The sequence below is a fragment of the Streptomyces sp. DSM 41931 genome (assembly GCF_050271085.1).
Lineage (GTDB): Bacteria > Actinomycetota > Actinomycetes > Streptomycetales > Streptomycetaceae > Streptomyces > Streptomyces albogriseolus.
This window is the reverse complement of the sequence record NZ_CP189902.1, coordinates 21,708-46,507: the sequence shown is the minus strand read 5'-3', so window position 1 is coordinate 46,507 and position 24,800 is coordinate 21,708. Positions and strand designations below refer to the sequence as shown.

The 24,800-nt window shown below is 73.2% G+C and carries 20 protein-coding genes and 1 pseudogene; 11 read left to right on the top strand and 10 right to left on the bottom strand.

The window, feature by feature from the left end:
- Positions 1-208 precede the first annotated feature (208 nt).
- The 5 genes from ppdK to ACP7TJ_RS00205 form a co-directional block, all read right to left on the bottom strand.
- Entirely contained in the window at positions 209-2,875 is a 2,667-nt protein-coding gene (gene ppdK, locus ACP7TJ_RS00225) for a pyruvate, phosphate dikinase (protein WP_427761594.1), read from the bottom strand.
- A 55-nt stretch (positions 2,876-2,930) separates the two neighbouring features.
- Positions 2,931-3,620, bottom strand: a complete 690-nt coding sequence (locus ACP7TJ_RS00220) for a DUF4389 domain-containing protein (RefSeq protein WP_093769580.1) — start codon at positions 3,618-3,620, stop codon at positions 2,931-2,933.
- A gap of 144 nt (positions 3,621-3,764) precedes the next feature.
- Positions 3,765-4,211 (bottom strand): universal stress protein, encoded by a 447-nt coding sequence (locus tag ACP7TJ_RS00215; protein ID WP_093769907.1) that lies wholly within the window; start codon positions 4,209-4,211, stop codon positions 3,765-3,767.
- A gap of 24 nt (positions 4,212-4,235) precedes the next feature.
- Positions 4,236-5,303: an alcohol dehydrogenase catalytic domain-containing protein gene (locus ACP7TJ_RS00210; RefSeq protein WP_093769579.1), complete on the bottom strand. Its 1,068-nt coding sequence runs from the start codon at positions 5,301-5,303 to the stop codon at positions 4,236-4,238.
- Between the two features lie 126 nt (positions 5,304-5,429).
- A complete protein-coding gene (locus tag ACP7TJ_RS00205) occupies positions 5,430-6,950 on the bottom strand; it encodes an AAA family ATPase (RefSeq protein WP_427761590.1) in 1,521 nt (506 codons plus the stop codon).
- A 290-nt stretch (positions 6,951-7,240) separates the two neighbouring features.
- On the opposite strand from ACP7TJ_RS00205, the gene ACP7TJ_RS00200 reads away from it, so the two are divergent.
- The 5 genes from ACP7TJ_RS00200 (at position 7,241) to ACP7TJ_RS00180 (ending at position 13,748) form a co-directional block, all read left to right on the top strand.
- On the top strand, positions 7,241-7,843 hold the full coding sequence (locus ACP7TJ_RS00200; protein ID WP_167744810.1) for an Rv1733c family protein: 603 nt from the start codon (positions 7,241-7,243) through the stop codon (positions 7,841-7,843).
- Positions 7,844-7,881: 38 nt separating this feature from the next.
- Positions 7,882-9,240, top strand: coding sequence for a nicotinate phosphoribosyltransferase (locus ACP7TJ_RS00195; protein WP_427761588.1), 1,359 nt, complete (start codon positions 7,882-7,884; stop codon positions 9,238-9,240).
- 118 nt (positions 9,241-9,358) lie between these two features.
- Positions 9,359-10,279 (top strand): pyridoxamine 5'-phosphate oxidase family protein, encoded by a 921-nt coding sequence (locus ACP7TJ_RS00190; RefSeq protein ID WP_427761587.1) that lies wholly within the window; start codon positions 9,359-9,361, stop codon positions 10,277-10,279.
- Between the two features lie 136 nt (positions 10,280-10,415).
- A complete protein-coding gene (locus ACP7TJ_RS00185) occupies positions 10,416-11,291 on the top strand; it encodes a universal stress protein (protein WP_367462575.1) in 876 nt (291 codons plus the stop codon).
- A 48-nt stretch (positions 11,292-11,339) separates the two neighbouring features.
- Positions 11,340-13,748: a glycoside hydrolase family 65 protein gene (locus ACP7TJ_RS00180; RefSeq protein ID WP_427761585.1), complete on the top strand. Its 2,409-nt coding sequence runs from the start codon at positions 11,340-11,342 to the stop codon at positions 13,746-13,748.
- Here the strand turns inward: ACP7TJ_RS00180 and ACP7TJ_RS00175 are convergent.
- Positions 13,739-14,383 carry an MBL fold metallo-hydrolase gene (locus ACP7TJ_RS00175; RefSeq protein WP_427761583.1) on the bottom strand — a complete coding sequence of 215 codons (645 nt, stop codon included), beginning with the start codon at positions 14,381-14,383 and terminating at the stop codon, positions 13,739-13,741. The genes ACP7TJ_RS00180 and ACP7TJ_RS00175 overlap by 10 nt on opposite strands.
- An 80-nt stretch (positions 14,384-14,463) precedes the next feature.
- Between ACP7TJ_RS00175 and ACP7TJ_RS00170 the strand changes: the two genes are divergently transcribed.
- Together ACP7TJ_RS00170 and ACP7TJ_RS00165 are read left to right on the top strand one after the other, a co-directional pair.
- Positions 14,464-14,889, top strand: coding sequence for a MarR family winged helix-turn-helix transcriptional regulator (locus ACP7TJ_RS00170; protein ID WP_189909342.1), 426 nt, complete (start codon positions 14,464-14,466; stop codon positions 14,887-14,889).
- Between the two features lie 164 nt (positions 14,890-15,053).
- The gene (locus ACP7TJ_RS00165; protein WP_208841048.1) at positions 15,054-15,356 is read left to right on the top strand and encodes a DUF1540 domain-containing protein; all 303 of its coding nucleotides are present in this window, start codon (positions 15,054-15,056) and stop codon (positions 15,354-15,356) included.
- A gap of 94 nt (positions 15,357-15,450) precedes the next feature.
- Here ACP7TJ_RS00165 and ACP7TJ_RS00160 read toward each other — a convergent pair whose 3' ends face one another.
- The 4 genes from ACP7TJ_RS00160 to ACP7TJ_RS00145 all read right to left on the bottom strand — a co-directional run bounded on the left by ACP7TJ_RS00160 (position 15,451) and on the right by ACP7TJ_RS00145 (position 19,124).
- Positions 15,451-16,257, bottom strand: coding sequence for a DUF4184 family protein (locus ACP7TJ_RS00160; RefSeq protein ID WP_427761580.1), 807 nt, complete (start codon positions 16,255-16,257; stop codon positions 15,451-15,453).
- Positions 16,258-16,398: 141 nt separating this feature from the next.
- Positions 16,399-17,172: a hypothetical protein gene (locus ACP7TJ_RS00155; protein WP_427761578.1), complete on the bottom strand. Its 774-nt coding sequence runs from the start codon at positions 17,170-17,172 to the stop codon at positions 16,399-16,401.
- Complete coding sequence (locus ACP7TJ_RS00150) at positions 17,169-17,510, bottom strand: PadR family transcriptional regulator (RefSeq protein WP_228919051.1); 342 nt, start codon at positions 17,508-17,510, stop codon at positions 17,169-17,171. Before ACP7TJ_RS00150 ends, ACP7TJ_RS00155 begins: the two co-directional genes overlap by 4 nt.
- A 105-nt stretch (positions 17,511-17,615) precedes the next feature.
- Positions 17,616-19,124: an FAD-dependent monooxygenase gene (locus tag ACP7TJ_RS00145; RefSeq protein WP_427761576.1), complete on the bottom strand. Its 1,509-nt coding sequence runs from the start codon at positions 19,122-19,124 to the stop codon at positions 17,616-17,618.
- 142 nt (positions 19,125-19,266) lie between these two features.
- Between ACP7TJ_RS00145 and ACP7TJ_RS00140 the strand changes: the two genes are divergently transcribed.
- The 4 genes and pseudogenes from ACP7TJ_RS00140 to ACP7TJ_RS00125 all read left to right on the top strand — a co-directional run.
- On the top strand, positions 19,267-19,851 hold the full coding sequence (locus ACP7TJ_RS00140) for a TetR/AcrR family transcriptional regulator (protein WP_167744819.1): 585 nt from the start codon (positions 19,267-19,269) through the stop codon (positions 19,849-19,851).
- 247 nt (positions 19,852-20,098) lie between these two features.
- Positions 20,099-20,674: a snapalysin family zinc-dependent metalloprotease gene (locus tag ACP7TJ_RS00135; protein ID WP_427761574.1), complete on the top strand. Its 576-nt coding sequence runs from the start codon at positions 20,099-20,101 to the stop codon at positions 20,672-20,674.
- A gap of 600 nt (positions 20,675-21,274) precedes the next feature.
- On the top strand, positions 21,275-24,487 hold the full coding sequence (locus tag ACP7TJ_RS00130; RefSeq protein ID WP_427761572.1) for an alpha-L-rhamnosidase: 3,213 nt from the start codon (positions 21,275-21,277) through the stop codon (positions 24,485-24,487).
- A gap of 122 nt (positions 24,488-24,609) precedes the next feature.
- Positions 24,610-24,784 (top strand): annotated as a pseudogene (locus ACP7TJ_RS00125) (IS5/IS1182 family transposase); the annotation flags it as partial.
- Between the last annotated feature and the right edge of the window lie 16 nt (positions 24,785-24,800).

Genomic DNA, 24,800 nt, shown 5'->3' with positions numbered 1-24,800 from the left:
CTCAATCCCGGCGGTCCCCTCCGTGAGCGGTCCGCCGTGCCTTCCCTGTCCTCAATCACGGCGAGAAACGCCGGCTCCCCCGGACGCTACGCGTTCCGTGATCGACGGGGCATCAGCCGCGAGGACAGAGTGAACTGCCCGATGGGGCACGCTCCCCAGGGCATCCGGCACCACCGGCCGTCCCCGCGGGCAATCCCCAAGGCGCCCGTCACCCGCCCTCCAGCGCCGCCCGCCCCGCCTCCAGCCGCGCGACCGGTACGCGGTAGGGCGAGCAGGACACGTAGTCCAGGCCCACGGCATGGAAGAAGTGCACCGACTCCGGGTCCCCGCCGTGCTCGCCGCACACGCCCATCTGCAGACCGGGCCGTGCGGCGCGCCCCTCGGCGACCGCGATCTCCACCAGGCGTCCCACACCCTTGCGGTCGATCGTCTCGAAGGGGGACACCGTGAAGACGCCCTTGTCGAGGTAGGCGGAGAAGAACGCCGCCTCGACGTCGTCGCGGGAGAAACCCCATGTGGTCTGGGTGAGGTCGTTGGTGCCGAAGGAGAAGAACTCGGCCTCCTCCGCGATGAGTCCGGCGGTGAGCGCCGCCCTCGGCAGCTCGATCATCGTGCCGACCGGGCAGTCGACCGGCATCCCGGACTCCGCGGAGACGTCGGCCAGTACCCGGTCGACCTCCTCACGCACCAGACGCAGTTCCTCCACGGTGTCGATGAGCGGCACCATGATCTCCGCCCGCGGGTCCCCGCCCGCCCGCCTGCGCTCCACGACCGCCTCGGCGATCGCCCGTACCTGCATGGCGACCAGCCCGGGAGCCACCAGCCCGAGGCGGACGCCCCGCAGCCCCAGCATCGGGTTCTCCTCGTGCATCCGGTTGACGGCGTCGAGCAGCCGCACGTCGTGCTCGTCGGGCGGACCGCCCCGCGCCTCGGCCCTGGCGACGCGCACGGCCAGCTCCGTGCGGTCGGGCAGGAATTCGTGCAGCGGCGGGTCGAGCAGACGGATGGTGACGGGCAGACCGTCCATCGCCTCCAGGATGCCGCCGAAGTCCCGCCGCTGGAGCGGTAGAAGCGCCTCAAGCGCCCGGTCGCGTTCCGCGTCGCCGCCCGCCAGGATCATCGCCTCGACCAGTCGCCTCCGGTCGCCGAGGAACATGTGCTCCGTACGGCACAGACCGATGCCCTCCGCCCCGAAGCGACGCGCGCGGGCCGCGTCCTCGGGGGTGTCGGCGTTCGCCCGGACGCCCAGCCGGCGCACCCCGTCGGCGTGCTCCATGGCGCGTGCCACGGCGTCGACCAGCGCGTCCGGGCGCTCCCCCGTCTCGAAGTACCGCACGACGGCCGAGTCGACCAGCGGCACCGCACCCGGGTACACGGCCCCCGCCGAGCCGTCCACGGAGACGACCGTGCCCTCCTCCACGGTGGTGCCGCCGACGGTGAAGCGCCGCCGGCGGACGTCCACGGTGAGCTCCTCGGCCCCGCACACGCACACCGTGCCCATGCCGCGCGCGACCACGGCCGCGTGGCTGGTCTTGCCGCCGCGGCTGGTGAGGATGGCCTGCGCCGCGACCATGCCGGGCAGGTCGTCCGGGGTGGTCTCCTCCCGCACCAGGACGACCTTCTCCCCGGCCGAGGCGCGCCGGACCGCCTCCGCGGAGTCGAACACCGCCGCCCCGACAGCGGCCCCGGGGGACGCGGGCACACCGTGCGCGAGCGGCTCCCCGACGGCGGACGCGTCGAACCGGGGGAACATCAGCCGCGCCAGCTGGTCCCCGTGGACCCGGTCCAGCGCCTCGCCCGCGGTGACGAGCCCCTCGTCGGTCAGGGCGGAGGCGATGGTGAAGGCGGCCTCGGCGGTGCGCTTGCCCACGCGGGTCTGCAGCATCCACAGCCGGCCGCGTTCGACGGTGAACTCGATGTCGCACAGGTCGCGGTAGTGCGCCTCCAGCGTCGCCATGTGCCGGCGCAGCTGCTCGTACGCCTCCGGGGCGATGCGGGCGAGCTCGTCCAGCGGCACCGTGTTGCGGATGCCCGAGACGACGTCCTCGCCCTGCGCGTTGGCGAGGTAGTCGCCGTACACGCCGGACCGGCCGGTGGCCGGGTCACGGGTGAAGGCGACGCCGCTGCCGGAGTCGGGGCCCAGGTTCCCGAAGACCATGGTCTGCACGGTGACGGCCGTACCGAGGTCGTCCGGGATGTGCTCGCGTCGGCGGTACAGGCGGGCGCGTTCTCCGTTCCACGACTGGAACACCGCCAGGACCGCCCGTTGCAGCTGCTCGGCAGGGGACTGCGGGAAGGACTCGCCGGTCTCCCGGCGGATCAGCTCCTTGTACGTCTCCACCAGGCCGGCCAGGTCGGCCGCGTTCAGCCCCAGGTCGTCCGCCGCGCCCACGTTCCGTTTCAGATCGTCCAGCGCCTGCTCGAACAGGGCGCCGTCGACGCCCATCACCGTGCAGCCGAACATCTGGACGAGGCGGCGGTAGGAGTCCCAGGCGAACCGCTCGTCACCGGCGGACTTCGCCAGGCCCAGCACCGAGTCGTCGTTGAGACCGACGTCGAGGATCGTCTCCATCATGCCGGGCATGGAATGGCGGGCACCCGAGCGCACCGACACCAGCAGCGGGTCGTCGCGCTGCCCCAGTTGCCGCCCCGCGGCCCGTTCCAGCGTGGCCAGATGGTCCGAGACGTCACGCGACAGGCCGGGCGGTTCACCGCCGGTGGCCAGGAACGCGCGGCAGGCCTCGGTGGTGACGATGAAACCGGGCGGCACCGGCAGCCCCAGCCGGGTCATCTCGGCCAGGTTGGCTCCCTTGCCGCCCAGCAGGTCGGCCTGGTCCCGGCCGCCCTCGCCGAACGCGTACACGTAACGGACCATGTCGGTGCTCCTTCTCGTGAGTCCACGTGACACCCCGTGCGCCTTCGCGAGCGGCTCACGCCGCCGTCCCCGGCTCCCGCCCGCCCTGGTCCAGCCGGAACGGCGGATACGCGTCCGTGAGCAGCACCGCGTAGGCGGCGACCCGCAGCACCCAGCGGTTGAGGCCGAGCAGCAGGTCGTACAGCCCGCGCGGATAGAGCCCGGTGAAGGCCAGGGCGACGCCCGCGAACAGCGTGAGCAGGCCGATGAGGCCGCCCGAGAACCAGGCCAGACGGGCGCCGCCGACGAGGAAGCCTAGGATCAGGTAGTGCGGCAGGGCCAGCAGCCACCACTTCACCAGGACGAGTCCGCGGGACAGGTGCTCCGGGTACGTCACGTCCCAGTGCGCCGGGTAGTCGGGGACGTCGGCGAGGGTGAACGGCGGATAGCGGTCGGTGCCCAGAGCGCCGTACGCGTAGTACGCCACACGCCAGCTCCAGCGCAGCACACCGGAGGTGAAGTCGAACAACGGCCGCGGGTACCGGCCGGTGAACAGGATCGCGAAGAACGCCACCACGCTCACCCCCGCGACCGCCGCCCACAGGAAGAACAGGACGACGTGATGGGGGAGCGCGAGCAGCCACTTGACCAGCCACAGCCAGCGCGACAGCGGCGCGTCGAGCCGGGCCGTCAACCGGGCCGGATACCCCTGGGGACCCGCAGGGCCGGGCGGTGGTACGGCCGAGGAGGTGACGTGTGGGCTCATGGTGACCGGTCCCTTCGGAAGCCGGTGACGATCACGTGGTGCGCGGTCGTCGTACTCCAGCTCTCAGCATCGGTGAAACGGCCGGGGGACGCAGGGGCCGACCGGGGCACGGCCGGGGACGGGCGGCCCCGCCGGGCCAGGGGGTCAGCGGGTCGGATCGTCCTCCCGGCGCACCACGACCACGGGGCAGGCCGCGTGCTGGGCGCACCGCTGGCTGACCGAGCCCAGCACCGCCCGGGCGAAACCACCGCGCCCGCGGCGGCCTACGACGAGCACCTCGGCCCCCTCGGAGGCACGGATCAGCACGTCGGACGGATCGCCCTCGATCAGATGCTGTGTGAGCCCGGCCGGAAGACCGTCGGGGAAGACCGTGTCCAGCTCCCGGGCGAAGCGGTCCCGCGCCTGCTCCGCGTCGAACAGGGGCTCGATCGCCGGTCCGCCCCACCCTCGCGAGGACGGCGTGTCCCAGACACTGACGGCCTCGACGGCACCGCCGACGAGCCGCGCGTACCGGTCCGCCCAGCGCAGCGCGGCGTACGACGAGGAGCCGTCCACGCCCACGACGATCCGCGGTACCTCGGACGATGCCATGACCATCACCTCACCCAGCCGGAGTCACCCCCGCTGTTCCACGCTGCCGGAACCCCCGTCGTCGCGCCAGTGATGCAGGGCGACCTTGAGGGCGCCGGACGCCGTGCCGTGCGAGAACACCTCGTAGGCCTCCACCGCCCGCTCGAGCCCCAGGGAATGGGTGATCAGCGGGGACACCCGCAGGCGTCCGAACCTCAGCAGCTCCATCAGCCAGGGCGTCGACGAGGTGTCGACCTGGCCGGTGCTGATCGTCACGTTCTTACGCCACAGCGACTCCAGATGCAGCGTGGTGGACCGGCCCGGCGTACCGATGACGGCGATGTGGCCGCCCGTGCGGACGGCGCGGGTGCACAGCACAAAACCCTCCGGCTCGCCCGACGCCTCCACCACCACGTCGGCGCCCGGCCCGTCGTACAGCTCGCCGATCATCCGCCCCGGCACCTCGGCCGCGTCGGCGCCCATGCGCAGCGCGGCCTTCAGCCGGGCGGTGGACAGATCAACCGCGATGACCCGGCGGGGCGAGTAGAGCCGCGCGACAGCCACCGTGGCGAGACCGACCGGCCCGGCGCCCACCACGACCACCGTGTCCCCGGGGCCCACCTCGCCGTTCCGCACGCCCACCTCGTAGGCGGTGGGAAGGACCTCCGCGAGCAGGACCGCCTCGTCGGACGACGGGGAGAAGGACAGGCGGTGCGTCGAGTGATCGGCGAACGGCACCCGCACGTACTCCGCCTGGGTGCCGTGAACGAGATGGCCCAGGATCCAGCCGCCGCCCCCGCGGCACTGCCCGAACATACGGTCGCGGCACGGCCGGCAGCGGCCGCAGGCGGACACGGACGAGACGACCACACGGTTGCCCGGACGCAGCCGCCGGACGCCGTCGCCGGTCGCGACCACCTCGCCGACGGCCTCATGGCCGAGGACCGTGCCCCCCGCCACCTCGGCCAGGTCCCCGCGCAGGATGTGCAGGTCCGTGCCGCAGACCGTCGTGGTCTCGACGCGCACGACGGCGTCACCGGGATCCTCGATCACGGGATCCGCGACGGTGTCCCAGGAGATGCTTCCGGGACCGTGGTAGACGAGGGCTCGCATGGTCTTCCACTCCCTGACGGCGCGGCCGCCTCTGTCCACCGTCGCCCGGTACGGACCCCCGGGCAACCGGGGACACGGGCCGCGGCCTCACACGTCGACGGCATCGGGCACGGCAGGGCGCCACCCTCAGTCGGGCTCCATGTAGGGGCGCCGGAACACCGGCGCCTGCACCGCGCCCCACGGGCGTACGGCGGCCAGGGCCGCGTCGACCGCGGCGCCCAGCGAGCCGCCGGTGTCGACCGGGACGGCCTCCGGCCACGGCGGCTCCGCGGCCCGCATCGCGGCGGCGACGGAGGCGTCGGCGTCGGAGGGCCCCGACGTGCGCGCGTCGAGCCGGGCCGCCGCCACGTCACCCGGCACATGGCAGTGCAGGGCGACCAGGTCCGCGTCCGTCCGCTCGGCGACGCGACGGGCGGCGTCCCGTTGGGCCGCGTCGGACCAGGAGGCGTCCAGGACGACGGACTCCCCGGCGGACAACAGCGTCCTCGCGCGGTCGAGCAGCGCCGCGTACGTCTTCGCCGTCCACTCCGGCGTGTAGATCCCCTCGCGGTACCCCGCCGCCGCGGACCGCTCCGCCGGGATGCCCGCCAGCTCCTTGCGGAGCCTGTCGCTGCTGAGCAGGGTGACACCCGACCGGTCGGCCAGCGCCCCCGCCAGGGTCGACTTGCCGCTGCCCGGCAACCCGCCGACCAGCGTCAGACCCACGGCCGCCGTCCGCAGATGGCGCAGCGTCGTGGAGACCAGCCGCCGGAACGCCGCTTCCGCTCCCGGCCCGCCCTGGCGTGCCTGGATGAGGGAGACCTTGGCGCGGACGAACGCGCGGTAGGCGACGTAGTGGTGCCACAGGGAAGGCGGCGCGGGGTCACCGGAGTACTCGCCGTACCGCGCGAGGAAGTACGCCGCGGCCACCGGGGCGCCGAGCTGCTCCAGGTCCATGGCGAGGAACGCGGCGTCGTCGAGGCCGTCGACATGGCGGAGGCGGTCGTCGAACTCCAGGCAGTCGAGGAGGCGCGGGCCGTCGTCGAGGCAGAAGACGTCCTCGGCGAGCAGATCGCCGTGGCCGTCGACCACCCGGCCCTGCTCGATCCGAGCGTCGAACAGAGGCCCACGGCCCGCCAGATAGCGACGTACCAGCCGCTCCACCTCGGGCACCTCCTCCGGCAGGCCGCCGTCCCCGGCCAGCTCCCGCACCTGCCGGAAACTGTCCTCCCAGCGCGCGGCCAGCGCGTCCCGGGTCCCCTGCTCGTCCACCTCCGGACCCCTGGGCGCCCGGGCGTGCCAGGCCGCGAGCTGCCGGGCGACGGACCGCAGGACGTCGTCGACGGCCGCCCCCTCCCGCACCAGGCGGGAGAGACGGCGGTCCGCGGGCATCCGGCGCATCACCACGAGCGGCTCAGGATCCCCGGCGCCGGGCTCGCGCAGCTCGCCGAGCCCCAGGTAGACGTCGGGGGAGAAGCGGCGGTTGAGCTCCACCTCGCGCTCGCACGCCGTCCGGCGGGCCTGCACCGCCGTGTAGTCCAGGAAACCCAGATCGACGGGCTTCTTCACCTTGTAGACGCGGTCACCGGCGAAGAACAGGACCGCGGTGTGCGTCTCGCACACCTCCGCGCGGGGGCGGCCCGACCCCGCGGTGACGATCGACCACATGACGGTACCCTCCGGCTCGTTCGGCTGTGGGAAGGAAGGACGCTGAAGGACGCTGACCCCGGAGCCGTGGACCCGAGGGAAGGCCACGGACCCCCGTACCGTCCCTCCGCCCGACGAGTACCCCGATCCCGAACCGCTGCCTACGGGCCTCTCGGCCCCACCGTCTCCGCCGGGCGGGGACGGCGGAGCAGCCCGCCCCGGGACCTTCGGCCCTGTGACCGGCACGCCCTCTTCCTCCAGTCTGGAAGCAGGACGAGGGGGGCCGCCGGCGACCTGCTGGAGGGCGAGTCATGAGCGCACGCAATCCGCGCCCGTCCGGACCGCTGCCGCCGCACCGGGAACACACACCCGGCACGGCGAACCCGCTGCGCCGTCCGTCGGACCGCTTCGAGTCCTGGTTCGGCTGCTTCCTGCTGCTGGTCCTCGCCCTGGGCCTTCCGGCCGTCGCCCTGGGCGCGGGACGGACCGCCTACCACTCGGGGATGCACACCGTTCAGACCCAGTTGGCCGAGCGGCACCAGGTGAACGCCTCGGTGGAGTCGATCACCGAGAACATCGGCGCCACGGCGAAGGAGCAGGCGAGCATCCGCTGGACCGACGACGACGGAACGGTGCGGACGGGCAGCACACCGGTGAAGTCCGACACCCGGGAGGGCGCCACGGTACGGGTGTGGGTGACGGGCGACGGAGACGTCACCGGACCCCCGATGACCAAGGAGCAGGCCGTGACCACCGGCTGGTTCGCGGGCGGCGCGGCGGCGGTCGGCGTGGCGAGCGCGCTGTACGTGGCGCGGGTGGGCGTGCGTCACACACTGGACCGCAGGAGGTACACGCAGTGGGACGCCGAGTGGGAGCAGGTCGAGCCCCTCTGGGCCGGCCGGTTCCCCCGGTGACACGAGGACGGCCGGACACGGCGGAAGAGGCGATGCACATGTCCGACGCGACGACCACCGACCTGTACGAGGTGACGATGGCCATGTCCTACCTGCGGGAGGGCATGACCGCACCCGCGACGTTCAGCCTCTTCGCGCGCGACCTGCCGGCCGGGCGCGGCTTCCTGGTCGCGGCCGGACTCGAATCGGCCCTGGACCACCTCTCCGGCCTTCTGGTCGACCCCACCGACGTCGAGGCGTTCGCCGCCGCGCTGCACCGCCCGCCGCGCGACCTGCGGCCCCTGCTGGGTCTGGAGTTCACCGGCGACGTGCGGGCGGTCCCCGAGGGCCGGACCGTCCTGGCCGGGGAGCCCCTGCTCGAGGTGACCGCGCCCCTCCCCGAGGCACAGCTCGTCGAGACGTACGTGCTCAACCAGCTGAACCACCAGACCACCCTCGCCTCGAAGGCCGTACGGTGCGTCCTCGCGGCGGCCGGGCATCCGGTGGTGGACTTCTCCCTGCGCCGCACCCACGGCCCGCAGGCCGGGTTCCAGGCGGTCCGCGCGGGCGCGATGGCCGGCTTCGCCGGCACCAGCAACGTGGCCGCCGCCACCGCCCTGGGCATCCCGGCCGTCGGCACCATGGCCCACTCCTACGTCGAGGCGTTCCCCACCGAGGAGGACGCCTTCCGTGCCTTCGCACGGGCCCACCCCGGACCGGTGACCTTCCTGGTGGACACCTACGACACCGAGGAAGGCGTACGCACCGCGGCGCGCGTCCTGCGGGACCTCGGGCCCGCCGTCCACGACGCCGGCTCCGCGGTACGGCTCGACAGCGGCGACCTCGGCGCCCTCGCGCGGCGCGCCCGTGCCCTGCTCGACGACGCCGGCCTGCCCGGCGTGCGGATCACCGCGAGCGGCGGCCTGGACGAGTACGCGGTGGAGGACCTGGTCCGCTCCGGCGCCCCGATCGACATCTACGCCGTCGGCACCCGCGTCGGCGTGTCGGCCGACGCGCCGTACCTGGACACGGCCTACAAGATGGTGGAGTACGACGGCCGGCCGGTGATGAAACTGTCGTCGGCGAAGGTGACGGCGCCCGCGCCCAAGCAGGTGTTCCGCGGCGCCGGATGCGCCGACGTGATCGCCCTGGCCGGCGAGCGGGCCCCCGACGGCACGGAACCCCTGCTGGAGACAGTGATGCGGGACGGGCGGCGCACCCGCCCCCGCACCACGCTCGGCGCATGCCGGGACAGGCTCACCGCGGACCTGGGCGCACTGCCGCCGTCGGCCCGCCGGATCCGGGAACCCGTCGCCCCGCGCGCGTCGGTCTCCGAGCCGCTGCGCGACCTCACGGCGCGCGTCCGGCGCCGGCTGGAGGAACGGCCCGCGGCCGCCGGTCTGTCGGCGCGGCCGTGACACACGTCCCGGTCCGCACCCGCCCGCACCGGCGGCCGTACGCAAGCCGTGCCGTGCGACCGTGTGCCGCCCGTGGCACGTTGGAGACAGCACCACTCCGGGAAGAGGGGCAGCGGACATGCATGCTCACCTCGGCGACCGGCTCGTCGTCGAAAGCTCGACCACCGGCGTCGTCAGGCGCGACGGCGAGATCGTCGGACTGCACCACGAGGACGGAACACCTCCCTACGACGTGCGCTGGTCGGACACGGAGAACGTGACGCTCATGTTCCCCGGCCCCGACGCGCACATCCAGCACCTGGAATCCGAAGAGGCCGGGACGGCCGACGGCACCTCCCCGCCGGTCACCGGGGAGCAACCCGCCACTGCTCCGGGCACGCCCAACCCCGGCGACATCGGCCGGCGCGTGGCCGTCGAACGCCGCCGGCGCGGGCTGAGCCGGGAGGAGACGGCGCGCCGGGCCCGGATCTCGCCCCAGTACCTGGCGTACGTCGAGGAACAGCCGGCCGACCCGACCACCGCGACCCTCCTCGCCCTGGCCGGCGCCCTCGACACCACCGCCTCGGCGCTCCGCGGGGCAGGCGCCGACCGGCCGCCCGGCCAGGGTCACGCCCTGCCGCACCCGCAGCTGCGCGACCTCGGCCCCGAGGAGTGCAGGCAGTTGCTGTCCACACACGGCGTGGGACGCGTCGCCGTGACGACGCCCGGCGGACGCCCCGCGGTCGTCCCGGTCAACTACGAGGTCGTGGACGAGGCGATCGTCTTCCGGACCAAGCCCGGCTCCGTGCCCGCCGCAGCGGCCGGGAACGAGGTCGCCTTCGAGGTCGACCACGTCGACGAGGCGCTGAGCCGGGGCTGGAGCGTCCTCGCCGTCGGCCCCGCGAGCACCGTCACGGAACCCGACGCCGTACGGGAACTCGCCCGGCGCGCCCACACCGAGACGTGGGCCGGCGGCACCCGCGACGTATGGGTGTCGATCCGGCCCACACACCTCACCGGCAAGCGCATCACTCCCGCCGACCGGCGGACACACCGATGAGGCGGGGCTCGGCGTCCACGACCTCCTCCACGGCCCGCGCGAGCCGCACGGCGAGGGAGAGTTGCGAGGTGTCCCGGATGCGCCCCTCCGAAGTGACGAGCCCGTCCCGGACCGGTGCAGGAAGGCGGTGGTGACCGTGAGGCTCCCCCTGGTCGTGGGCGTCGACGGATCAGGCTCCAGCCTGGAGGCGGTGGACTGGGCCGTGGACGAGGCCGCCCGTCTCGGGCTTCCCCTGCGGATCGTCCACGCGTCGCTGTGGGAGCGGTACGAGACCCGCGTGCCGTCCTTCGCCACCGGCCGCCCCGCCGAAGAGGTCATGGCCGACAACATCGTGGCGGCCGGCGTCGAGCGCGCCCGTCTGCGCCGCCGGGACCTGGAGGTGTCGGGCGACGTCGTGTCCGAGGACGCGGTGTCCGCGCTTCTGCACGCGGCCCACGATGCCTCCACGCTGGTCACGGGCTCGCGCGGGCGCGGCGGGGTCGCAGGGATGCTGCTCGGCTCGGTGAGCCTCACGGTGGCCGCCCGGGCCGTCTGCCCGGTGATCGTGGTGCGCGGCGGGACGCGGAACCGGCAGGGAGGGTACGGCCGTGTCGTCGTGGGCGTCGCCGACCCCACGCGGAGCTCGGCCGCCGTACGCTTCGCCTTCCGCGAGGCCGAGGCACGCGGCTGCGCCCTGGACGCCGTCCGGGCCTGGCGCCGTCCGGCCCACGAGCCCGTCGACCACCCGCTGATCGTCGACGACGCCGCGGGCGTACGCGAGGAACGCGCCTCCGCGCTGCTCACCGACGTGCTGTCCGAGGCGGTCCGCGAGCACCCCGGGACCGACGTGAACCGACGGACGGCCGAAGGGCCCGCCCACCAGGTGCTCCAGGAGGCCTCCTCCCAGGCCGACCTGCTGGTCGTGGGGGCGAGGCGGCGGCACGGCCACATCGGGCTGCAGCTCGGCCGGGTGGCCCACGTCCTGCTGCACCACGCCGCGTGCCCCGTGGCCGTCGTCCCGCAACGGGGCTGACACCGGGCGGTGCCGGCTCGCGCCCCGCACAACCGAAGAGAGGGCAGCATGTCGGAATGGACCTGGGAGTACGAGGGGTACGTCCCGGGCGGGGAACGGCTGCGGGAGTCGCTCTGCACCCTCGGCAACGGCCGCTTCGCCACCCGGGGCGCCGTGCCCGAGAGCCGGGCGGGCCTCCTGCACTACCCGGGCACGTACGCCGCCGGCGTCTACAACCGCCTGGAGTCCACCGTGGCGGGACGCCAGGTGGTGAACGAGGACATGGTGAACCTGCCCGACTGGCTGCCCCTGCGTCTCCGTCCGCGCTTCGCCGACGGGGCGACGGGCCCCTGGTTCTCCCCGGACACCCGCCGGTTGATCGACCACCGGCACACCCTGGACCTGCGCCGGGCCGTGCTCACCCGCACATTCCGCTACCAGGTCCACGGAGCGGGCGTGCTGGAGGTGGAGCAGGTCCGCCTGGTGCACATGGTGGACCCGCATCTCGCCGCGCTGCGGACCGTCGTCACCGCCGAAGGCTGGTCCGGGGAGATCGAGGTGGAGTCCGCCCTCGACGGCGACGTCACCAACAGCAACGTCCGCCGCTACCGGTCTCTGGCACGGCACCACCTGGTCCGGATGCGCACCGGCGCCTCGGCGGCGGACACGGCCTGGCTGAGCTGCCGCACCAGCGCCTCCGACATCGGCATCGGCATGGCGGCCCGCACGGTCACCTCCGAGCCCGCCACGGCGTCGGAGATCCGTCCCTCCCACCGCAAGGCCGTGCACCGGCTGGTGGTGCCCGTCGGCCCGGGCCGGCCCGCCGTCGTCGACAAGACGGTGGCCCTGCACACCTCCCGCGACCGGGCGATCGCCGACCCCCTCGGCGCGGCGCTCGACCGGGTGGCCGAGGCCGACGCCTTCCCGGAGCTCCTCGCCTCGCACACCACGGCGTGGGCCCGCCTGTGGCGCGGCGCGGACATCCGGGTGCCGGGCGAGGCGGGCCGCATCCTGCGCCTCCACCTGTTCCACGTGCTGCAGACGCTGTCCCCCAACACCGCCGACCTGGACGTGGGCGTGCCCGCCCGCGGCCTGCACGGGGAGGCGTACCGGGGGCACGTGTTCTGGGACGAGCTGTTCGTCCTGCCGTACCTCAACCTGCACTTCCCGGAGGTCTCGCGGGCCCTGCTCGACTACCGCCACCGGCGCCTGCCGAGAGCCTGCCGGGCCGCCCGCGCGGCGGGCCGCAGCGGGGCCATGTACCCGTGGCAGTCCGGCAGCGACGGCCGTGAGGAGACCCAGCAGCTGCACCTCAACCCGCGCTCCGGCCGCTGGCTGCCCGACCACTCCCACCTCCAGCACCATGTGGGCTCGGCGATCGCCTACAACGTGTGGCAGTACTGCGAGGCCACCGGCGACACCGAGTACCTGCACACCAGGGGCGCCGAGATGCTGCTGCAGATCGCCCGCTTCTGGGCGGACGGCGCCGAGTACGAGCCCGGCACCGGCCGATACCGCATCCGCGGCGTGGTCGGCCCCGACGAGTACCACGACCGCTACCCGGACGCCGACCGTCCGGGCCTGGACGACAACGCGTACACCAACGTCACCGCCGCCTGGGTGCTGAGCCGGGCCCTCGACCTGGTGCGGCGCGTGCCGGTGTGGCGGCGCGAGGAACTCTTCGAACGCATCGGACTGGACGCCGGCGAACTCCCGAAGTGGGAGGAGGTCTCCCGCCGGCTGCGGGTCCCGTTCCACCAGGGCGTCATCAGCCAGTTCGACGGGTACGGCGACCTCGCCGAGCTGGACTGGGACGCCTACCGCGCCCGCTACCCCAGCATCCGGCGGCTCGACCGCATCCTCGAGGCCGAGGGCGACTCCGTGAACCGGTACCAGGCGTCCAAGCAGGCCGACGTCCTGATGCTCGGCCACCTCTTCTCCTCAACGGAACTGCGCGGCCTGTTCGACCGCCTCGGCTACGACGTCGACGACGAGACATGGCGCAGGACCGTCGACCACTACCTGCGGCGCACCAGCCACGGCTCCACGCTCAGCGGACTCGTCCACGGCCTCGTCCTCGCCCGCGCCCGGCGGGCCGACGCGTGGCGCTACGTCCGTGAGGCCCTGGAGGCCGACATCGCCGACATCCAGGGCGGTACCACCGGCGAAGGCATCCACCTCGGCGCCATGGCCGGCACCTTGGACCTGGTGCAACGCGGGCTGACCGGCCTGGAGACCCGCGAGGACGCCCTCCACCTCGACCCGGTGCCGCTGCCCGCCCTGTCGGAGTACAGCTTCTCCCTGCGCTACCGGGGCCACTGGGGCATCGGCATACGCCGCCGCGAAGGGGAGATCGAGATCGAGGTGCCCGAATCGGCGGAGTCACCGATCCGCGTGGTCCTGGCCGGGCGCACGGTGACCGTGGCGCCGGGGGAGACCCGGACCCTCACGGAAGACGCCGGGGGGTCTCACAGCTGAACGCCGGCACCGGGACCGAGGCGCTCGACCGGAACGCCGGTCAGTCCCTCCTCGCCGAGCAGACGCGCGGTGGACTGCCGCCCGAGGTCGCTGAGCATGAGTTCGTGGATCTCGATGACGCGCTCGGGCTTGACGGCGCGGACGTAGTCGGCGGCTTCACCGAGTTTCGTCCAGGGGCCGCTGGTCGGCAGCAGCAGGGTGCGCACGGGGGCGTCGGGCACGCAGTAGGCGTCGCCGGGATGGTGGACGGCACCGTCGTCGAGGAGGTAGCCGACGTTGTCGGGGCACGGGATGTCGGGGTGGATCAGCGCGTGCCGGTGACCGTGGACGCCGACGGTGACGGACCCGACGGTGAAGGCGTCGCCCGCGGTGACGGCCTGCACGCGCCCGTCGTGGCTGCCGAGGGCTGCCGCCACGACGGCGGTGCCGTAGACCAGCAGGCCGGGCCGGGCCTCCAGAGCGGCGGCGACGAGCTGTTCGTCGAAGTGGTCGAAGTGTTCGTGCGTGATCAGTACGGCGTGCGCCCGGGCGACGGCTTCGGCCGCGTCCGGGGTGAAGGTGCCGGGGTCGATGACCAGGCGGGTGCCGCCCTTCTCGATCGTGACGCAGGCATGGGCGTGCTTGGTGAGCTTCACGGGAGGGGCCTTCCGAGCCGTCGCAATATCTACAACCAGACTGTACAACGTGATTGATGTAAGCGGGTAGAGTGGCGGTCATGGACGACAGACAACTGGCCGAGGAACTCCGCCTGACCATCGGAGAGCTCGTGCGCACGGTGCGCACCGCCGACACGATGCCGCCCGGCGAGGCCGCGGTCCTGGGCTACCTGGACCGCGGCGGCCCGCTGACCACCGCCGAGATCGCCCAACAGCGGGGAGTCAGCCACCAGTCGGCCGCCAAGACGGTCAAAGACCTCCTGGCCCGGGACCTCGTGCGGGCCGAGGCGCACCCCGGCGACGGGCGCAAGCTCCTGCTCCACCTCACACCGGCGGGACATGACCGTCTGGCCGAGGAACGCCGACGGCGTGCCGACTGGCTCGGCGCCGCGATCAACGACGTCCTCAGCTCCGACGAACGCAGGACGCTCGAGGCGGCGCTGCCCCTGCTGTCACGCCTGAGCACCCATCTGCACGGCAGGTAGCCCAGAATTCCCGTGTCCCGTGCCGCCTGCGGACGTGCGCCGCCCCCTGCCGTCGCGGACAGTGGAAGACAGGAAAGCAGCGTTCCGCGAGCGCCCGGCCCGGACGGATGTCGCGCCGAAAGCTCCGGACGCTCCGCACGTGCTCACGAGAAGGGCGATCCGCCATGGCAGCCACCCCCGTCATGCAACTGCCCGTCATCAGCGAATGCGCGGCCGAGGGCTGCGCCTACAACCACGACCACACCTGCCACGCCGCGGCGATCACCGTGGGAGACCTCGACAGTCCGGTCTGCGACACGTTCATGGGCGCCGACATCGAGGGCGGTGAGCCGTCGACCACCGGCCGGGTCGGAGCGTGCAAGATGGCCGACTGCCGCCACAACAGCGGGCTCGAGTGCCACGCCCCGGCCATCACCGTGGGCTACGAGCGCGAGCAGGTGGACTGCCTCACCTACGCGCGGACGTGAGACACGCACGTCTGGCCGCGTCAGGCGGGCTGCTGCTCGCTCACGCGGGGTGGTCGGCGAAGAGCGTCCGGGGAACGGGACGCCACGGCGCGCTTCACGCCCGCCCGGACGGGACCGCCCTGTGCGCCCACCATCCCCCGGCGTACGCCAGGACGGCGCAGGCCAGAGCGGCGCCGCCGCCGGTGACCCAGTCCGACAAAAGCGCCTCGGTGACGTCCCGCGCGCCGACTCCCCGATAATCGGCCAGGGGCGCGGTGTTGGCGGCGGCGCCGGCCACCGCCACGACGGCGAGGGCGCCGACAACGGCCCGCCGGGCGGCCCCGGACAGGGAGTCCTCCTCGCCGCCCCGCCCCGCCGGGGCGCCGCCGCGCAGCCTGCGCCACAGGAAGACGGCGACGGCCACAAGACCCAGGGCCGTACTGAGATGCTGCACGGCGCGGGCCACGGTGAGGTCCCCGACCAGGTGGGACCGCAGAACACCCAGGTGCGTCACCAGATACCCGTCGGCGTGCGTGAAGGAGTCCCACACCAGGTGGGTGAGGATGCCGATGGCGAGGGACAGCAGTACCCATCCCGCCCGCCGCAGGGGACGGCCGCGCCGGTCCCGGCCGACGGGAGACGGCCCGGCCGGCAGGAGAGCGGCCACCGGCCGCCGCACCACGGCGTATGCAGCCATCAACGCGGCCCCGAAGACCGCCGGTACGGCGACCCCGGACAGCTGATGGGACGTGGTGGCGTTGAGGAACGGTTCGTACCAGGACTGTGCGCTCACGGGGATGCCGGCCGCGCCGAGAAAGTACGGCACGTCCGGTGCGATGGTCCCGCAGACCAGGGCGGCCGCCGAGAACGGGGGGCGCAGCAACGGCAGTACGGCGGCCGGGTGGGAGAGCGTGAACGGCATCGGGGGGCCACCTGGGTGTCGGCGCGTCCCGGAACCGGGCACGCGAGCGGGGCGTCCTGGACGGTGACAGGACGACCACGAGTATATGTCGCTCAACTGACTATCAGGCGGCGGGGATGCCCCCGGCGCCGGCCGAACGCCTCAGGGCCCGACGGTGTGGGCGTAGGCGAGGAACAACGGACAGGCCACGACCGTCGCGGCCGCGCGGACGACGGCGAGAGTCCGCCGCCGCAGGGCCCGCGCAATCCCACAGGCCCCGAGCACCAGCAGGGGCCACAACCCGTAGTCGGTACTCACCGGCAGCACACCGGCGTACAGCGCGGTGACGGGCGCCCACACCGCGGCGGCCGTCGCCCCGGCGGTCGCACGGTCTCGCTTCCCCGGCGGCAGATCGGGCGGGGCGGCCGCCAGGGCCAGCGCGGCGAGCAGGGCCATGAGGGGCGTGACGACGGGATCACCGAAAGCGGGCCCGCTGACGACGGTGGCGGCCGCGAAAGCCACCAGCCCGACGACGGCCGCCCACACTCCGGCCCGCCACCGGCTGGTGAGCGCGGTGACGGCGCCGACGGCCACGAGCGCGGACGTGAACAGCCGCACGGTCCAGCTGTCGGCGTCAAGGGGCGGGAAGGCGGGGGACAGGGACGCCGCGGTGTACCAGCGGCTCAGGTGCAGCCCGCAGTAGGCCGCCGCGACCCCGGCGACCTGCGGGGCGGCCTGCGCCAGCAGCCGCCCGGCCGCGCTCGAGGACGTCACCCCGAACCGCATCCGCAGGGCATGGCCGGCGATGTCGGCGGCCTCCCGGAGCCGGTCCGCGGCGCGGGCGCCGGCCATCGACTCACGGTGGACGGCGAGGATCTCCTGTCCGGCCTCGATGCGGTACCGCCGCGGATACAGCCGCAGGAGCGGCCCGATCACGTCTGCGTCGCGGGGCGGCCGGTGAGCCCGAGCCGGCGGGTGGCCTCGCGGGCGGTCGCCGCCATCCGGTCGGCCGCCGCCGACAGCGTCTCGCGCCCGGCCGGCGCGAGGGCGTACACCTTCCGGGCCCGCCCGTCGACGACTTCCTCCCGGTGCACCTCGATGAGCCCGTCCTGGAGGAGACGGTCCAGGGCCCCGTAGAGCGTGCCGGTCCGCAGTACGACCCGCCCTTCGGACAGCGCCTTGACCTCCTGGGTGACGGCGTACCCGTGCCGGGGCCGGTCGGCCAGTGCCGTGAGGATCAACAGGGTCGGCTCCTGCAGCGGACGCTCGCTCATCCCGCCAACATATGCCGCGCAACGGCGTATGAGCAATGCGGACGGGACGGCGGGCCGCGGCACCCTGGACCAAGAGGCGGTCGGCCGGGGGCAGGGCCGGGACGGTCAGCCGGCGGTGGGGAACCGTGCGGCCAGGGCGGCTTCGAGGTCCGCGGTGCGGGCGTCGTCCGCTGCCCAGGCCACGTATCCGTCGGGGCGGACGAGCACAGCGGTCCGCCGGTCGCCTGCCCAGTGTTCCACGGCCGGCGGTGTGCCGTGCCGGCCGTCCGGGACGGCGTCGTGGGGGAGCCGCACGGCGGGCGGGGTGATGAGGACGAAGCGTCCGCCGCGCAGGGCCTGGTACAGGCGGCGGTCGCCGGCGAGGGCGACGTCCGGGACGCGGGTCCCGGTGAGGGGGTGGGCGCCGCGTGGGGCGGGGTAGCGGTAGCCGATGCCGGTGATCTGGGCGAGGGCTCTGGTGCGGGCGGGGGCGGCGGTGTTGATCAGGGCGGTGACGGTTGCGCGCAGGGCGCGCAGGGCGGGGTTGTGCGCGCGGGCGAGGCGGACGAGGCCGCCGCTGCTGCGCAGGACCGCCTTGCCGACGGGGTGGCGTTCGGCCTGGTAGGTGTCCAGAAGACTGTCGGGGGCCTGGCCCTTGACGACGGCGGCGAGTTTCCAGCCGAGGTTGGCGGCGTCCTGCAGCCCGGTGTTCATGCCCTGGCCGCCTGCGGGGGAGTGGATGTGGGCGGCGTCGCCGGCGAGGAAGACCCGCCCGACCCGGTACTGGGGCGCCTGGCGTTCGTCGCTGTGGAAGCGGGAGAGCCAGCGGGCGTCGTGCATGCCGTAGTCGGTGCCCAGGGCGCGGCGGGTGACGTCCTTGACCTCGCCGAGGTCGAGGGGATGGTCGTCGGGGACTTCGTTGCGGCGGTTCCAGCCCATGACGCGGTACCAGCCGTCGCCGAACGAGGCGATCATCGCGAACACGTCGCCCGTGCCGTCGACGGTGAGGACGCTGCCGGGCTTCTCGGCGAGGCGGACGTCGGCGAGGAAGAGGGAGGTGATGACGGAGACGCCGGGGAAGGGCTGCCCGACGGCCTGGCGCACGGCGCTGCGGTGGCCGTCGGTGCCGACGACGTAGGCGGCGCGGTGGGTGGCGGGTGTTCCGTCCGGGGTGCGGACGTCGAGGTCGACGCCGTCGGCGTCCTGGCGCAGCGCGAGAAGCTCGGTCTCGTGGTGGAACCGGACGCCGAGCCGCCGGGCGCGCTGCTCCAGGAGACGTTCGACCTCGTACTGGGGGGTGATCAGCAGGAAGGGGAAGCGGGAGGGCAGGGTGCTCAGATCGAGGGAGAGGCGGCGGAAGAGACGCAGCCGGGTGATGGTGCTGCCGGTGGCGAGCAGGTCGTCGGCGAGGCCGCGGGCGTCGAGCTGCTCCAGTGTGCGGGCGTGCACTCCGAACGCCCGGGAGAGGTTGCTGACCTGGCGGGGGCGCTTCTCCAGCAGGGTGACGGCGACGCCGGCCTCGGCGAGGTCGCCCGCCAGGAGGAGGCCGGTGGGGCCGGCGCCGACGACGATCACGGGGTGCGTGGCGCCCGGGGCGGGGCCGGTGCCCTTGCCGGTGCTGCTGGTGCCGTTCACAGTGACCTCCCAATCGCCAACACGCGTAGGCCAACATTCGTTGGTCAACGCATGTTGGCAACGGTAGGCGTGTGCCGCCTCCGAGTCAACACTTGTTGGCCTATGCTTGTTGGCCAATGCGCGTTGGCCTACGATCGTTGGCATGAACGAGAGCACGTCCCCCGCCCCCGCCCGCCGCTCCGACGCCACCCGCCGGGCCATCCTCGAGGCGGCCCGCGAGCGGTTCGCCGCCGACGGCTACGAGCGCGCCACCATCCGCGCCATCGCCCACCAGGCGAAGATCGACCCCTCCATGGTCATGCGCTACTACGGCAACAAGGAGGGCCTGTTCGCGGCGGCCGTCGCCATCGACCTGAAGCTGCCGGATGCCGCCTCACTGCCACGCGGCGAGGAGGGCCGGACACTGGTGACGCACTTCCTGGACCAGTGGGAGAGGAACGAGGTGCTCACCGCACTCCTGAGGGTCGGCGCGACCAACGACGCCGGCGCCGAGCGCATGCGGGGCATCTTCAGCGACCAGCTGCTTCCCCTGGCCCGGCGGGTGTGCCCCGACCCGGAACAGGCGCCGGCGCGCGCCGCACTGGTGTCCGCGCAACTCCTCGGCCTGGCCCTCACCCGCTACGTCCTGCGCTTCCCGCCCGCCGTGCACCTGCACCCGGAAGAAATCACAGCCTGGCTCGCACCGACCGTGCAGCACTACCTCACGGCACCGCACCCTGGGCCGTGACGAGCACGGGCTGCGGGCGCGATGTTCTGCCCCCCCAGAGGGGACCGGCCCGAGTCGTCGCCCCCTCACCGAACATGACGGAAAATCAACATGACAGGTGCATGACTGTCCGAGCGGTCCCGGCATACCATCGTATGGTCCCGGAGGCCGGCCAGAGGTGTGTCCGGCCCCACCGGACAACTGAGCCGCTCCCTTCACGAACCCGGTCCTGCCGGGGCCGGACTCCCCCCACGGAACAGGAGCAGCAATGCCCCTCGTCACATGGATCAAGGCAGGTACGTCCGCGACGGCGCTCGTCCTCGCGACGGCGGGTGCCGCGTCCGCCGCCCCCTACGTCGAACCCCCCAGCGCCCAGGCGGCGGTGGTGACCCTCCGCTACGACGACAGCCGCGCCGCGGGCTGGGAAGCCGCCATCGCGGCCGGGGTCGCCTCGTGGAACGCCAACGTCACCAATGTGAGGCTGGTGGAAGCGGCACCCGGCGGCGCCGCGGAGATCGTGATCGTCGCGACGACGGGCTGGCCGCAGGCCACGCTCGGTCCCGTCCGCCCCGGCCGCCAGGTCCGCGTCGAACTCGGCAGTCAGGCCGTGAACCAGGGCTACAACAAGACCCGGATCGCCGCCCACGAACTCGGTCACAGCCTCGGTCTGCCGGACACCAAGCCCGGCCCGTGCTCGCAGCTGATGTCCGGCTCCAGCGCCGGCACCGCCTGCACCAACGCCGTCCCCAACGCGGCCGAACGGTCCCGCGTGCAGTCCAACTACGCGAACGGCGTCACCACTTCGGTCGTCACCTACGGCCGGACCCTGGTGGACGCCTCCTGAGCCGACATCCGCCGACGTGACGCTGGGTCAGGGTGACGCGTCGGCCGTGCAACCCGTTCCGCCGGCCAGACGCCCGGTGCCGGAAACGTCCCTGGCCGGCGGTAGCAGCTGTCGTGTTTTGACTCAGCGGGGGCAGAAAGCCGGCGTTCGGGGTCGCTGCCGGGTGATAGGAACGCCGGGGCATCGCGAGGATCGTCAAGCCGCACCGCCTAAGCAAGCCGCGGTGCGGCCGACGGCCTACTCACTGCCCTTGACCAGGTGGACCGGTATTCCGGCCGCGTGGCCACCGCTGATTGAAACCGTTCAATTCTTCCCTACGGCGGCGCGTCGAGTGGGCTGCCCTCCTGAGTCTCCCGTCCCCTACGCAGAAGTCACCACCCGTAACACGCGCACCACCACAAGCGCTTACTGGCTCTAAGCGCTTACTGACTCCTCTCCTTCCATTCCGACGCTGCCCGCCGCCGCCGAAGCAGGTAGAAGGCCGGCCGCGGGTGCCCGACCGCCAAGCGTTGTGCATTGACCCCTCGCGTCCACGCCTCTACGGTGGCCACGCTCACCCCATGTGAAACGATTCAATTCCTACCCGTGCGAGGTGGCGTAGTGATCAGCCGTAGAGATGTCCTGGCGAGCACGGCGGCCGTGGTTGCCGCCGCGGCCGCCGGAGCCGGGCCGGCCCAGGCCGTTCCCGTGTCCCCCACCACTGCCCGGGCGGGCGGCCGGTCCGCACCCGTCGAGATCACCGCCCCCGCCGTCGAGTACGCCCGGCATCCGCTGGGCCTGGACGAGCCGCGTCCGCGGTTCAGTTGGCCCATGGCCTCGGACGAGCCGGGGTTGCGGCAGAGCGCCTACCAGTTGCGGGTGGCCACCACCGCCTCCGCGCTGGCGCAGCCCGACGTCTGGGACAGCGGCCGCGTGGCCTCCGACGAGTCGCACCTCGTCCCCTACGCAGGTCCTGAACTGCGGCCGAGGACACGGTACTTCTGGACCGTGCGGGTCTGGGACGGCGAGGGCAGGGCCTCCGGGTGGAGCGAGCCGGCCTGGTGGGAGACCGGCCTGATGGACGCCGGGCAGTGGTCCGCGCGGTGGATCTCCGCTCCCGCGGAACTGACCGACGCGCCGTCCCTCGAGGGCGGTCACTGGATCTGGTTCCCGGAGGGTGATCCGGCGAGCAGTGTTCCGGCCGCCACCCGCTGGTTCCGGCGTACCGTGGACCTGCCCGGGGAGATCACCTCGGCCACGCTCGTCATCACCGCGGACAACGCCTACTCGGTGTCCGTCAACGGCCGCGAGGTGGCCGGCACTGACCTGGCCACGGACAACCAGGACTGGCAGCGGCCCGCCGTCGTGGACGTCCTCGGCCAGGTGGTGTCCGGGGGCAACGTGATCGCGGTCGAGGCAGTCAACGCCACCAAGGGTCCCGCCGGTCTGCTCGCCGTCCTCGTCGTGCGGACGGCCCTTGGCGAGCGGCGGATCGTGACGGACGCCGCCTGGAAGGTCACCGACCAGGAGCCCGACGGGGACTGGCGCGGTGCCGGTTTCGACGACACCGGATGGGCGGCCGCGCGGCAGGCGGCGCCGTGGGGTGAGGGCCCGTGGGGGAGGGTCACGCCCACCTTGCACGCCGTGACCCGGCTGCGCCGAGAGTTCTCCCTGCGGCGCCAGAAGGTACGGCGGGCCCGGCTGTACGTCACCGCGCTCGGCCTGTACGAGGCGCATCTCAACGGTGTCCGCGTCGGCCGTGACCACCTCGCACCGGGGTGGACGGACTACCGCACACGGGTGCAGTACCAGACGCATGACGTCACCCAGTTGGTGCGTTCCGGCGGGAACGCCCTGGGCGTGTATCTCGCGCCGGGCTGGTACGCCGGCAACGTCGGCATGTTCGGCCCGCACCCGTACGGCCGGCATCCGGCGCTGCTGGCGCAGCTGGAGGTCGACTACGCCGACGGCACGACACAGCGCGTCACCTCGGACACCGGCTGGTCCGCCTCGACGGGCCCGGTCGTGACGGCCGACCTGCTGGACGGCGAGAGATATGACGCCCGCAAGGAGACTCCCGGCTGGACCTCACCGGGATTCGACGACGGGGACTGGCTGCGCGCCGGTGAGGCGGACGAGGCGCTCCCGCCGCAGATCGTGGCCCAGGCCGACCCCCCGGTACGGGTCACCCAGGAACTGACACCGGCCAGTGTCACCGAGCCTGAGCCCGGGGTGTTCGTGTTCGACCTCGGCCGCAACATGGTCGGATCCGTACGGCTGCGGGTGAAGGGCCCGGCAGGCACCGTGGTGCGGCTGCGGCACGCCGAGGTCCTCAACCCGGACGGCACGCTCTACACGGCGAACCTCCGCACCGCCAAAGCGACCGACACCTACATCCTCAAGGGCGGCGGCACCGAGACGTACGAGCCCCGCTTCACCTTCCACGGCTTCCGCTACGTCGAGGTCACCGGCTTCCCCGGCACCCCCAATACGCGGACGGTCACCGGCCGCGTGATGCACACCGACGCACCCGCCACACTCACCTTCGCCACAAACTCGCCGATGCTGAACCAGCTGCACAGCAACATCACCTGGGGGCAGCGGGGGAACTTCCTCTCCGTCCCGACCGACACCCCGGCCCGCGACGAACGCCTGGGCTGGACCGGCGACATCAACGTCTTCGCGCCCACCGCCGCGTACACCATGGAATCGGCGCGCTTCCTGACGAAGTGGCTGACGGATCTGCGCGACGCGCAGACGCCTGAGGGCTCCTTCACACACGTGGCGCCCGACGTCGGACACCTCGGTGACGGGGCGGCGGGCTGGGGCGACGCGGGCGTGACCGTCCCCTGGGCCCTCTACCAGGCGTACGGGGACCTGCGGGTCCTCAAGGACGCGTGGCCGTCCGTGGTGGCCTGGTTGGGTTACCTGGAGCAGCACAGCGACGGCCTGCTGCGGCCGGCGGACGGCTTCGGCGACTGGCTCAACGTCGACGACGAGACCCCGAAGGACGTCATCGCCACCGCCTACTTCGCGCACGTCGCGTACCTCGCCGCGAGGATGGCACACGAACTCGGCCGCGACCCGGCACCCCACGAGAACCTGTACGGGCGGATACGGGACGCCTTCCAGCGGGCCTACATAGACGCCGCGGGCCGGGTGAAGGGCGACACGCAGACCGCGTACGTCCTCGCCCTGTCCATGGGCCTCGTACCCGACGAACTCAAGGATGCGGCAGTCGCCCGGCTCGTGGCCCTCATCGAGGCCCGCGACTGGCACCTGTCGACCGGCTTCCTCGGCACCCCCCGGCTGCTGCCCGTGCTCACCGACACCGGACACACCGACATCGCCTACCGGCTGCTCACCCAGCGCACCTTCCCCAGCTGGGGCTACCAGATCGACCACGGCGCGACGACGATGTGGGAACGCTGGGACTCCCTGCGGCCCGACGGCACCTTCCAGGACCCCGGCATGAACTCCTTCAACCACTACGCCTACGGCTCGGTGGGCGAGTGGATGTACGCCCACATCGCGGGCATCGCCCCGGGCCGGCCCGGCTACCGCGAGGTCGTCGTCCGCCCGCGTCCCGGCGGCGGCATCAACGAGGCACGGGCGACACTCACCTCCGTACGGGGACCGATCTCCACCCGGTGGAGGCACCGGCACGGCCGCTTCGAACTCACATGCTCGCTGCCGGCGAACACCACCGCACAGGTGTGGATCCCGGCGTCCGCCACGGACCGGGTCCAGCACACAGGCGCAACACCACTGCGCCATGAGGACGACTGCCAGGTGTTCCGCGTCGGCTCCGGCACGCACCGGTTCGCGGTCTGAACTCCGTTCGGCCGCACGGGCGTTCGGCGCGCCCGCGCGGCCGGCCGGGAGCCCTGGGGGCCGGCATGGGCTTCCCGTCGCCGCCCGAGGGGCGCTTTCCCCTGCACGTGGAGGCGTCGGCCGTGGCCCTGCTGCTCACGCCGGGCTCAAGGGGGCGACACCCCGCACATGAGTCAGGTCCTGGATCGGATCAGCGTCTCCCGGCCGCTGGGCGGACGACCTGGGACCCGGCCGGACCACGTCAGCGGCGACAAGGCATACAGCTCCGCTGTCACCGCCGCGGCGATCCGGCTCCGGCTCCGTCGGTGACCCG